7 protein-coding genes and 1 pseudogene are annotated in these 11994 nt (G+C 71.2%); 5 read left to right on the top strand and 3 right to left on the bottom strand.

What is annotated here, in order from left to right:
- Window positions 1-35 precede the first annotated feature (35 nt).
- Both ACFVXE_RS37185 and gabT read right to left on the bottom strand, forming a co-directional pair.
- Window positions 36-254: pseudogene (locus tag ACFVXE_RS37185) on the bottom strand (phosphoesterase); the annotation flags it as partial.
- Between the two features lie 106 nt (window positions 255-360).
- The gene (gene gabT, locus ACFVXE_RS37180) at window positions 361-1701 is read right to left on the bottom strand and encodes a 4-aminobutyrate--2-oxoglutarate transaminase (protein ID WP_389678028.1); all 1341 of its coding nucleotides are present in this window, start codon (window positions 1699-1701) and stop codon (window positions 361-363) included.
- A gap of 244 nt (window positions 1702-1945) precedes the next feature.
- On the opposite strand from gabT, the gene ACFVXE_RS37175 reads away from it, so the two are divergent.
- The 3 genes from ACFVXE_RS37175 to ACFVXE_RS37165 all read left to right on the top strand — a co-directional run bounded on the left by ACFVXE_RS37175 (window position 1946) and on the right by ACFVXE_RS37165 (window position 7749).
- Complete coding sequence (locus ACFVXE_RS37175) at window positions 1946-4348, top strand: ATP/GTP-binding protein (protein ID WP_389678026.1); 2403 nt, start codon at window positions 1946-1948, stop codon at window positions 4346-4348.
- Window positions 4349-4536: 188 nt separating this feature from the next.
- Window positions 4537-6108: a PucR family transcriptional regulator gene (locus ACFVXE_RS37170; protein ID WP_389678024.1), complete on the top strand. Its 1572-nt coding sequence runs from the start codon at window positions 4537-4539 to the stop codon at window positions 6106-6108.
- A gap of 195 nt (window positions 6109-6303) precedes the next feature.
- Window positions 6304-7749 (top strand): aldehyde dehydrogenase family protein, encoded by a 1446-nt coding sequence (locus ACFVXE_RS37165; RefSeq protein WP_389678022.1) that lies wholly within the window; start codon window positions 6304-6306, stop codon window positions 7747-7749.
- Window positions 7750-8168: 419 nt separating this feature from the next.
- Here the strand turns inward: ACFVXE_RS37165 and ACFVXE_RS37160 are convergent, their stop codons facing one another.
- A complete protein-coding gene (locus tag ACFVXE_RS37160) occupies window positions 8169-8618 on the bottom strand; it encodes a MarR family winged helix-turn-helix transcriptional regulator (protein WP_389678020.1) in 450 nt (149 codons plus the stop codon).
- A gap of 116 nt (window positions 8619-8734) precedes the next feature.
- Here ACFVXE_RS37160 and ACFVXE_RS37155 point away from each other — a divergent pair, with 116 nt between their 5' ends.
- Window positions 8735-9616: an SDR family NAD(P)-dependent oxidoreductase gene (locus tag ACFVXE_RS37155; protein WP_389678018.1), complete on the top strand. Its 882-nt coding sequence runs from the start codon at window positions 8735-8737 to the stop codon at window positions 9614-9616.
- Window positions 9617-9901: 285 nt separating this feature from the next.
- On the top strand, window positions 9902-11848 hold the full coding sequence (locus ACFVXE_RS37150) for an acyl-CoA dehydrogenase family protein (protein ID WP_389678017.1): 1947 nt from the start codon (window positions 9902-9904) through the stop codon (window positions 11846-11848).
- Window positions 11849-11994: the final 146 nt, after the last annotated feature.

Below are 11994 nucleotides of genomic sequence, written 5' to 3'. Positions count from 1 at the left end.
ACCGCGCGCTCCCACCACTACTTCAACTTGCCACACGCGGCCCCCCCCTCAGGGGGGGGGGTGGTGCGGCGCCGGCCGCCTGGATCGGTTTGCCGCGCGCCCCGGGGGGTTTGGGGCGAGCGGCCATCCGATCGGTGAGGAGTTCCGGAGCCGGGGGCTCCAGTGGTGTGCGCGAAGGCACGGCCAGGACGGCGCTGGGGAAGCTCCGGCCGGGCATCGCCCGCAGTTCCCTGCGAGCGAGGTGTTTCTCTCATCTGCAGAAACCGTACGGCAGCCGACGGGGGACCGACAGTCGGAAACGGATCCCGCCATCGGCCCCCCACACGTTCTTCACAGGCCCTCACGTGGGTCCGGTCGGAATCAGATCTGGGCGAACGCCTGCTCGATGACGTCGAGGCCCTCGTTCAGCAGGTCCTCGCCGATCACCAGCGGCGGCAGGAAGCGCAGCACGTTGCCGTACGTACCGCAGGTGAGGACGAGTACGCCCTCCGCGTGGCAGGCCTTCGCGAGCTGCGCGGCGGCCTCCGGGTTCGGGTCCTTCGTGCCGGACTTCACCAGCTCGATCGCGATCATGGCGCCACGACCGCGGATGTCGCCGATGAGGTCACCGTTCGGCAGCTTGGCCTGCATCTCGGCGAGGCGGCCCTTCATGACCTCCTCGATGCGCTTCGCCTTGCCGTTCAGGTCCAGCTCGCGCATGGTCTCGATGGAGCCGAGCGCACCCGCGCAGGCCACCGGGTTCCCGCCGTAGGTACCACCGAGGCCGCCCGCGTGCGCGGCGTCCATGATCTCGGCGCGGCCCGTCACGGCGGAGAGCGGCAGACCGCCCGCGATGCCCTTGGCGGTGGTGATCAGGTCGGGGACGATGCCCTCGTCCTCACAGGCGAACCACTGGCCGGTGCGGCAGAAGCCGGACTGGATCTCGTCCGCGACGAAGACGATGCCGTTGTCCTTGGCGAACTGGGCGATCGCCGGGAGGAAGCCCTTCGCCGGCTCGATGAAGCCGCCCTCGCCGAGCACCGGCTCGATGATGATCGCGGCGACGTTGTCCGCGCCGATCTGCTTGGTGATCTGGTCGATGGCCTGGGCGGACGCCTCGGCGCCGGCGTTCTCGGCGCCCGTCGGCCAGCGGTAGCCGTACGCCACGGGGACGCGGTAGACCTCGGGCGCGAACGGACCGAAGCCCTGCTTGTACGGCATGTTCTTGGCGGTCAGGGCCATCGTGAGGTTCGTCCGGCCGTGGTAGCCGTGGTCGAAGACGACGACCGCGGTGCGCTTGGTGTAGGCACGGGCGATCTTCACCGCGTTCTCGACGGCCTCGGCGCCCGAGTTGAACAGCGCGGACTTCTTGGCGTGGTCGCCCGGCGTCAGCTCGGCGAGCTGCTCACAGACCTCGACGTACCCCTCGTACGGCGTGACCATGAAGCAGGTGTGGGTGAAGTCGGCGAGCTGCGCGGACGCGCGGCGCACGACAGCCTCGGCGGAGGCGCCGACCGACGTCACGGCGATGCCGGAACCGAAGTCGATCAGACGGTTGCCGTCCACGTCCTCGATGATGCCGCCGCCTGCGCGGGCGGTGAACACCGGCAGGGTGGAGCCCACACCTGCGGCGACCGTCGCGAGACGGCGGGCCTGCAGCTCCACCGACTTCGGGCCGGGAATGGCAGTGACGACGCGGCGCTCCTGCGGAATTGCGGTCATGCGGGGCTCCTGGGGGTGTTTCGGACGCTTCTCTTTCTGCAGGCTAGGGGTGAGGTCCGGGGTCCGGCATGTTCCGTTCGGGAGAAGTGGCGGTGTGCCGTTGTCCGTCACGGACATAGCGGCAGAGGGCGAGACATCCTGCCCGACAGCGTCTGGCGGGGTGGACCGGGCACTAGATTGAGGGGATCGGGCGCCCGCGCCCGGGGTTACCGGTCGGCGCTGGTCAGGGGACGAGGGACAGCACATGGACACCGAGGGCACGTACGACTCACGCGGCACACGCTCCGGTCATCCGGTGCCGCGCCCGGCCGGCCCGCCACCGCCCACGCTGCCGCCCATGCCCGGTCACGCACCGGCCTCCGGACCCTCGCTCGGGGACTGGCTGCGCATCCCCAGGCCTGCCGCGGAACCGGGCGTGTGGAGGTCCGGTCACACCGATCGGCCCGCCGAAGCGGAGGAGCGCACGCCGGACCGCACCCTGCTCGGCGGAGCGGTGATCTCGCTGCTGGCCTCGATCCTCGTCTGGTCGCTCTGGCGCAACGGATACATCCCGTACTGGCGGGTTCCGCTGAAGCTCTTCACCCCCGACGACTGGTGGGGACCGTTCGGCGATCAGCCGTTGACCCACGGGGCGGTCCGGGCGCTGGACATCTACCGTCTGCTGATCACCGGAGCGATCTTCTACGGGTTCGGCCGCTTGGGTAGGTGGTCCGCCGCCTTCGACCGATGGGTCGGCGACAGAGGGCCCGCGGCCCGGGCCGGTGGAGCGGCTCTGGGTGCGCTGCTGGTCTGGATCCTCGTGTGGAACAAGACCGTGCCGGGGATGGACCTCACCTTCGGATTCGCCGCCCCGTGGCTGGGCACCGACCGCACCGTGACGACCGTGGTCACGTACACGCTGTACGCCCTGATCACTCTGGTGATCGCCTGGCCGTTCGCGAGGCTGGGACGGTGGACACAACTGTGGCGACGGAACGCCGGAGACCGGGCCCCGCACCCGCCCACCGCCCACGCCGGCACCCCCGAACGCATGACCGGCGACGCGAACCGTGGCGCGGAAGCCCGGGCGGCGGGCGGCGCGGACGATCCGGCGGAGTGGCCCGACCTGCGCGCCGCCGGACAGAACCAGGCCGCCGCCAAGCTGTCCCTGGAAGCGCGGTCGGGCCGCATGAACGATGTCGACTACGCCCGTATCCGGCGCGCCTGGACCTCCGTACGCGCTGACAGCACCCGGCTCACCGCCTTCACCGAGACCGTGCTGCGCAACGGCGCCGCGGCCTGTACCCACCCGTCCGGCGCGCGTGACCTCCCGGTCCGCGCGGCCCGGCACGATCTGCTGGTGAGCCAGGTCAGACTCGGCACCGTCGACGACAGCGAACGCAACCCCTACGCGCGCCGCGGCAGCGGTATCGCCCTCGACCCGGAACTGCTCGGCACCTCCCTGCTCGCCGTCGGGCCGCCCGGGGCGGGCAAGAGCCGCGCGCTGACCCGGCCCGTCGTCGAGTCCCTCGCCCTCCAGGCGCTCGCCGGGCGGGCCGCCGTCGTCGCGGTGTGCGCCACCGGCACCCAGCTCGGCGCAGACCAGGCGTTCGACGTCGTGATCAAGCTGGGCGATCCGGCCTCCGTCCATGATCTCGACCTGTACGGCGGCACCACCGACCCCGACGAAGCCGCCGCCGTCCTGGCCGAAGGGCTCGTCGGTGATCTCCCGGAGGTGGACAGCAGGCGCGCCGCCACCGCCCTCGCGCAGCTCCTCGGCCCCTACCGCGCCGCCCACGGACGCTTCCCCTCCGTACCGGAGCTGCGGGAACTCCTGGACGGCGTACCGGAGGGACTCGCCACCCTCCGGGAGGGTCTCGACGCCGCGGGCCGGCCTGACATGCACCGCGAACTCGACGCCCGCGGTCGCCAGTCCGGTGCCCCCGGAGACCCCGGGCCCGCGCTCGCCGACCGGGTCGCGCTCCTCGACCGGCCCGCGTTCACCGGTTTTTTCGACACGACCGGCAAGGCCCGCCCCTTCTCGCTGCGAGCCCTGGAGCATCCGCTGCGGGTCCGGATCGACCTGCCCGAACGCGGCCACGCCGAGGCGTCGCGGATGCTGGCCCGTCTCGTCCTCGCCCAGTTCACGGCGAGCGCCGCCGTCCGCACCGACCGGTCCCTCTTCGCCTGCCTGGTCCTCGACGACGCCACCCGCACCCTCACCCCGGACACCGTCCGCGGAATCCAGCGGCTGCGCTCCGCGCACGCCGGAGCCGTGATCACCCTGCGCACCCTCGACGATGTCCCGGAGAACCTCCACACCGCGCTGCTCGGGGCGGTCGGCTGCCGGATGGCGTTCTCCGGGATCACCACGTGGGACGGCAGGAGGTTCGCCGAGGCATGGGGCACGGAATGGGTCGAGACCAGGGACGTCACCCAGCGCACGGTCTTCGCCGACCAGCCGATGACCCGGGCCATCCATGCCTTCCGCAAGCTGGTCACCGGCAAGGCAGTGACGACGGACGCCGTGACCGTACGACAGGTCGAACGCGAACGCTGGTCGGCCTCCGAACTGGCCCACCGTGTCCCGGCCGGGCACGCGGTGCTGTCCCTGACGACCGTACGAGGCGACCACGCGCCCCCTCTGCTGGTGAACCTGAACGGCTGAACCACGGGCGCGCGGCCCCGACGCGTGAGCCGGGTCCGGGTGCCGGGGCCGACGAGCCGGACCCGGACCGTCGAGGACCGGGCGGGGGCACCAGGAGCTGTTACGGCGGACCCTGCCGCCCTGGCAGAATCGGTACCAGCCGTTCGTACGGGACGGCGAAATCGACTCCCTAAGGTCCTGCGGTCCCCATGCCCCCCACTCTCGCCTCGCTCGTCCAGCACTCGGCGCTCAAACTCACGGTGCGTGCGGGGGCGGACCGGCTCGACGCGCCCGTGCGCTGGGCCCACGCCAGTGAGCTGGCCGACCCCGTCCCTTACATGGAGGGGGGAGAGCTCCTCCTCGTCACCGCCACCAATCTCGACGCCGAGGACCCCGAAGCGATGCGGCGGTACGTGCAACGGCTGACCGGGGCCGGTGTGGTCGGGCTCGGCTTCGCCGTGGGTGTCAACTACGACGACGTGCCCCAGCCGCTGATCGACGCGGCCGAGGAGGCCGGACTGCCGCTCCTGGAGGTCCCGCGCCGCACCCCGTTCCTGGCGATCGCCAAGGCGGTCTCCTCCGAGATCGCCGCCGAGCAGTACCGGGCGGTGAGAGCGGGGTTCGAGGCCCAGCGTGATCTCACCAAGGCCGCACTCGCAGGGGACGGCCCCGCCGAGATCCTCAGCCGCCTCGCCGCCCAGGTCGACGGCTGGGCCGCGCTGTACGACAGCGCCGGCGCCGTCGTGGCCGCCGCCCCCGACTGGGCGGCCCGCCGAGCCGGCCGGCTCACCGCCGACGTGGAGCGCCTGCGGGACCGCCCGGCCCCCGCCAGCGTGGTCGTCGGCGACACCGATGACCGGGTCGAGCTCCAGACGCTGGGCACCGGCCGCCGCGCCCGGGGCGCCCTGGCCGTGGGAACCGGATCCGCACTCGGCACGGCCGGGCGGTACGCCGTGCACTCGGCCGTTGCCCTCCTGACGCTCACCACCGCCCGCTCCCGCTCCCTCCAGGGCGCCGAACAACGGCTGGGCGCGGCGGTGCTGCGGATGCTCCTCGCGGGTCAGCCGGACCATGCGCGGGCCGTGGCCGGAGATCTGTACGGGGGACTGCTCGACGCCCCGTTCCGGCTGCTGATCGCGGAGGCGCCCGATCCGTCGACGACCGCGCTGCTCGGCGAGGCGATGGAGGCAGCGGCTTCCCGGGCGGGCGAGACCCTGCTGATGGTGCCCGAAGGGGAACGGCTCGTCGTCCTCGCCTCGGACGGCGGGGCAGCCGTCGCCGCGTGCGCGGCCTACGCGGATGCCCAGGAGCAGCGGATCCCGGGCGATCAGACGTCGCCCGAGGAGGGGGAGGTGGTGGTCGGGCTGTCCGCGCCGGCGGGGCCGATCGCGGTCTCCGCCGCCTACAAGCAGGCCGAGCAGGCTCTCTCGGTCGCCCGCCGCCGGGGCAGAGCCCTGGTGGAGCACGAAGAGCTGGCCACCGGCTCCGTCCTGCCGCTGCTCGCGGACGACGCGGTCCGGGCCTTCGCCGACGGCATGCTGCGCCCCCTGCACGAACACGACGCGAAGGGCCGGGGCGACCTGGTCGCCTCGCTGCGCGCCTGGCTCTCCCACCACGGCCAGTGGGACGCGGCCGCGGCCGACCTGGGAGTGCACCGTCACACCCTGCGCTACCGGATGCGCCGGGTGGAGGAGATCCTGGGCCGCTCCCTGGACGACCCGGATGTCCGGATGGAGCTGTGGCTGGCGCTGAAGGCCACGAGTTCTCCGACGACGCCGTGAGATGAAGCCCGTCCGGCTCTTGGGCGCGTAGCGCCTGCCGGTCGGTCGCGGTGGACCGTCCCGGTGGGCCGGGTCATCGGACAAACCGGCGCATGCCTGCGCGCTTCTGCTCCGCGCAGGACAAACGCCAGGCCACCCGTACGGCCCTACGGTGGGGGACAACACACCCCACGACTCCGAAGGGCCGGAACCTCCATGACTTCCACCCACGCCTTCTGGCTCGCCGGCCGCCAGGCCACCGGCGAGGACAGTTTCGACGTCACCAACCCCTGGGACGGCCGGCTCGTCGGCACGGTCAGCGTGCCGACCGACGCGCAGATCGAGGAGGCCGTCGCCGCCGCGCACGCCGTGCGCGAGGAGTTCGCCGCGACGCCCGCCCATGTCCGCGCCGCCGCACTCGACCACGTCGTACGACGCCTTGTGGAGCGCACCGAGGAGATCGCCCAGCTGATCTCCGCCGAGAACGGCAAGCCCATCAAGTGGGCGCGCGGCGAGGTCGGCCGCGCCGTCTCCGTGTTCCGGTTCGCGTCCGAGGAGGCCCGCCGCTTCAACGGCGGCGACGCCCAGCGCCTCGACACCGACGCCGGCGGCACCGGCCGCCTCGGCCTGACCCGGCGCTTCCCGCGCGGCACGGTGCTCGGGATCGCGCCCTTCAACTTCCCGCTGAACCTGAGCGCGCACAAGGTCGCTCCGGCCATCGCCGTCGGTGCTCCGATCATCCTGAAGCCCGCCCCGGCCACCCCCATCTCCTCGCTGATCCTCGGTGAGCTGCTGGCCGAGACCGACCTCCCGGCCGGTTCGTGGTCCGTTCTCACGGTGCCCAACGACCGCATGCCCGCCCTCGTCCAGGACGAGCGCCTGCCCGTGATCTCCTTCACGGGTTCCGGTCCGGTCGGCTACTCGATCATGGAGTCGGTGCCGCGCAAGCACTGCACCCTGGAACTCGGCGGCAACGGTGCGGCGGTGGTCCTCGGCGACTACGCCTCCGACCAGGACCTGGACTGGGCCGCGAACCGCATCGCGACCTTCTCCAACTACCAGGGCGGACAGTCCTGCATCTCGGTGCAGCGCGTCATCGCCGATGCCTCGGTCTACGACCGGCTCGTTCCGAAGATCGTCGCGGCGGTCGAGGCCCAGGTCACCGGTGACCCGTCCGACGCGGCCACCGACGTCGGCCCGCTGGTCAGCGAGGACGCCGCCAAGCGTGTCGAGTCCTGGGTCGACGAGGCCGTGCAGGCGGGCGCCAAGCTGCTCACCGGCGGCAAGCGGGAAGGTGCCACCTACGCGCCGACCGTTCTCGCGGAACTCCCGGACGGCGTCGCCCTCGCCTGCGAGGAGGTCTTCGGGCCCGTCCTGTCCGTGCAGAAGGTGGACGGCGAGGCCGAGGCCTTCGCCTCCGTCAACTCCTCCAAGTACGGACTGCAGGCCGGCGTGTTCACCCACGACCTGCAGACCGCGTTCCGTGCCCACCGCGCCCTCGAGGTCGGCGGCGTGATCATCGGGGACGTCCCCTCCTACCGCGCGGACCAGATGCCGTACGGCGGCGCCAAGCAGTCCGGCGTCGGCCGTGAGGGCGTTCGCTACGCGATGGACGATTACACCTACGAGCGGGTACTGGTCCTCACCGGCCTCGCCCTGTAGTCCGTAAGCAGGATCGAACCGATCCACGACAGCCGCCTGTGATCCGCCTGGACAGCACGACAGCAGGCGGCAGACGAACGGCCGGAGCCCAACTGTGCGGGGGCTCCGGCCGTTCCTGCGTATCTTCACCCCGGCCTGTGGAGACCGTCGAATCGTCGAGGTCGGTCACTGGTGTACCCACAACCGGAACAGCAGGAGCGCGTGGCGGCCGGTGAACGGGGTGATGATCCCTCACACCGTGACGAAGGGCACCGCGGCCACGGTCTGGATCGTCCGCAGCGGGTATGCGGATCTGGCGGGGCCGCTGCGTCACGGCATGATCGCGAAGGACGGCCGGGTCGAGTCGCTTTCTCAACGAACCGATTCTTCCGGCATGGCGAACCGCGTGTCACCCGTCACCAGACCCGCAACCCCGGCCGTTAAAGATCTCCAGCGGCTCCCGACAGGCCCGCCTGGAGGGCATCGAGAAGCTGGTCCAGGGCCACCAGCTGTTCGCGCCCCATCGCCCCGAAGACCTCCCGCAGCACGTGCTCCCCCGCTGCCGTCCCCGCAGTGAGCGCCTTGGTTCCCTCCGAGGTGAGACGCACCAGCTTGGAGCGTCCGTCATCAGGATCCGCTGCCCGCTCGACCAACCCCTCACGCTCCAGCGCCTCGACGGACTGGGTGACCGACCGAGGGGCTTGACCGAGCTCCTGCGCCAGTACCGACTGCCGTACGGCGCCCCGCCGGTCGAGCACCTGCAAGACCTTCGTACGGGCGAGGGAGAGGCCGCCGGCCGTCATGCCGTCGTCGACCACCTTGCGCAGGTGGTAGCCGAGCGACAGGTACCGCAGCCCGACCTCTACGGAGGTCACCTTCCGACCACTCACGTCCACCGCTCCTCCGGGCTCTCTCCGGGATCGCGCCCGGATGTCGATTGGTGAGGTACCTCAGCGAATGTTACATTGATGAGGTACCTCAATATTAACCCGGGAGGGAGCACCGCATGGATGTGCGGCCCGTCATCGTCATGACCGGTGCGACGAACGGCATGGGCCGGCTCGCCGCTCTCGACCTGGCCCGCCGCGGTGCCCGGCTCGGCATTGTCGCCCGCAGCCGGCCGAAGGCCGATGCGCTGCGCCAGGAGATCGAGCAGGTCGCACCGGGGACCCCGATCGACGTCTTCCTGGCCGATCTGTCCCTGCTCGCCGAGGTCCGCCGGGCCGGGGAGGAGATCGCTGCGCACTATCCGCGGATCGACGTACTGATCAATAACGCGGGCCTGCATGCCTTCTCCCAGCGGGTCACGTCCGAGGGCTACGCCGAGATGACCGCCGTGAACTACCTCGCGCCCTGGGTGCTCACCGACGCCCTGCGCGACCGGCTGACGGCATCCGCACCCGCCCGGATCGTCACGGTCGCCTCCCGGGCCTCACTGCGGGCCGGCACCATCGACCCGCTCAAGGACCTGACCGACACGGCGGACTTCACGCGTCGCGGGTCGAGTCCGCGGTACGGCAGGTCCAAGCTGATGGACATCATGTTCACCCAGGAACTCGGCCGCCGGCTCCAGGGCACGGGCGTCGCAGTCACCTGCTGCTGCCCCGGCTTCAACACCACCGGCCTGGGGCGCGAACTCCCCCTCGCCGGGGCCCTGGAAAAGGTCCTCACCGCGCTGAACATCGGCAACCCCCAGCACGGGGCCGACATCATCGTGAAGCTCGCGACCGACCCCGAGTTCGCAGGCAGCACCGGTGGCTACTTCGCCGCCAAGTCTGCCAAGCCCCTGCAGTGCCCTGAGATCGGGGGAGGCGCAGCTGTTCAGCGTTCTCTGTGGGAGGCCACGGCGGAGCTCGTCCGCGACATCCGGCGGCCGCACAGCGCCTGAACGACACCGCTTTCCCCGCCCCGGTCACGACCAGCCCGACGCGGTGGCTGCGCGAGGCTACGGCCGTTTCCGCATCCCCGCTCACGGCCTCACCGCCGTGTCATCGCGGGGCTGTCCAGTGGAGTGGCTCCCGACCCGATCGGCGTCCGAGGGATGGTGGGAGTGCCGGTATTCGGGTACATCAGGACAAGTAGCACCGGTTGGTACGGCTCGGCAGGCGCCCAAGCGCGCTCCGCGCGGACCGGCCCGTCCGCCCACCCCACAACGCGGCGAGGTGAGCTCCTCATGACCGCACCATCCGCTCCAAAGAACACACCCAAGGTCACCGAGCGTGAAGCGCGTCAAGTGGCAGAAGCCGCACGCGAGCAGGACTGGCACAAGCCCAGTTTCGCCAAGGAACTCTTCCTCGGCCGCTTCCGGCTGGACCTGATCCATCCGCATCCGCTGCCGGCCGCCGACGACGTGCGGCGCGGCGAGGCGTTCCTCGCCCGGTTGCGCGACTTCTGCGAAACCAAGATCGACGGCGCCCTGATCGAGCGTGAGGCGAAGATCCCCGACGAGGTCATCAAGGGCCTCAAGGAGCTCGGCGCCCTCGGGATGAAGATCGACCCGAAGTACGGCGGCCTGGGACTGACCCAGGTCTACTACAACAGGGCGCTCTCCCTGGTCGGCTCCGCCAACCCGGCGATCGGCGCGCTGCTCTCCGCCCACCAGTCCATCGGCGTACCGCAGCCGTTGAAGCTCTTCGGCAGCCAGGAGCAGAAGGACACGTTCCTGCCCCGGCTCGCCCGCACGGACATCTCGGCGTTCCTTCTCACCGAACCGGATGTCGGCTCCGACCCTGCCCGGCTCGCCACCTCGGCCGTTCCGGACGGTCCCGACTACATCCTCGACGGTGTGAAGCTGTGGACGACCAATGGTGTCGTCGCCGACCTGCTGGTCGTCATGGCCCGTGTCCCGAAGTCGGTCGGTCACAAGGGCGGTATCACCGCGTTCGTCGTGGAGGCGGACGCCCCGGGTATCACCGTGGAGAACCGCAACGCCTTCATGGGTCTGCGGGGCATCGAGAACGGCGTGACCCGTTTCCACCAGGTACGGGTGCCGGCCGCCAATCGCATCGGTCCCGAGGGCGCCGGTCTCAAGATCGCTCTGACCACCCTCAACACGGGACGGCTTTCGCTCCCCGCCATGTGCGTCGGAGCGGGAAAGTGGTGCCTGAAGATCGCGCGCGAATGGTCGACGGTCCGCGAACAGTGGGGCAGGCCGGTCGCCCGGCACGAAGCCGTCGGAGCCAAGATTTCCTTCATCGCGGCCACCACGTTCGCCCTGGAGGCCGTCGTCGATCTCGCCTCCCAGATGGCGGACGAGAATCGCAACGACATCCGGATCGAAGCGGCCCTGGCGAAGCTGTACGGCTCCGAGATGGGCTGCCTGATGGCCGACGAGCTGGTCCAGATCCGCGGCGGCCGGGGCTTCGAGACCGCCGACTCCCTCGCCGCGCGCGGTGAACGCGCCGTCCCCGCCGAACAACTCCTCCGCGATCTGCGGATCAACCGCATCTTCGAGGGCTCGACGGAGATCATGCATCTGCTGATCGCCCGTGAGGCCGTGGACGCCCATCTGAAGGTCGCGGGCGATCTGATCGACCCCGACAAGCCGCTTTCCGCCAAGGCGAAGGCGGGGGCGAACGCGGCGGGCTTCTACGCCCGCTGGCTGCCCAAGCTCGTTGCGGGGCCGGGGCAACTCCCCAACACCTACAACGAGTTCCATCCGTCGGGGCACGCGGACCTGTCGTCCCATCTGCGCTACGTCGAACGTGCCTCCCGCAAACTGGCCCGCTCCACCTTCTACGCGATGTCGCGCTGGCAGGGGCGCATGGAGACCAAGCAGGGATTCCTCGGGCGAATCGTCGACATCGGTGCGGAGCTCTTCGCGATGAGCGCGGCCTGCGTCCGGGCCGAGCACCTGCGCACCACCGACGACCACGGCCGGGAGGCCTACCAACTCGCTGACGTCTTCTGCCGTCAGTCCCGCATCCGGATCGAGGAACTCTTCACCCGTCTGTGGTCCAACACCGATGACCTCGACCGGCGCGTGGTCGACAACGTCCTCTCGGGGACGTACACCTGGCTGGAACAGGGTGTCGTCGACCCGAGCGGCGAGGGTCCCTGGATCGCCGACGCCACTCCCGGCCCGGCCACCAAGGACAACGTGCACCGCCCCATCCGCTGAACCGCCGGTCCACCGGATAGCCCGGGCGGGGGGGGGGGCCGCGCGGGGCGCCCCCCCCCCCGGCCGCCCCCCCCCCGCCGCCGGGGGGGGGGGGGGCCGCAAGCACCCGCCCCCCCCCCAGACCCTCACCGCGCCCCCCCCGGGGC

The organism is Streptomyces sp. NPDC058231, assembly GCF_042882275.1.
Taxonomy (GTDB): domain Bacteria; phylum Actinomycetota; class Actinomycetes; order Streptomycetales; family Streptomycetaceae; genus Streptomyces.
Note: the sequence above shows the minus strand (reverse complement) of the source record. Positions and strands in the feature narration are given on the sequence as shown.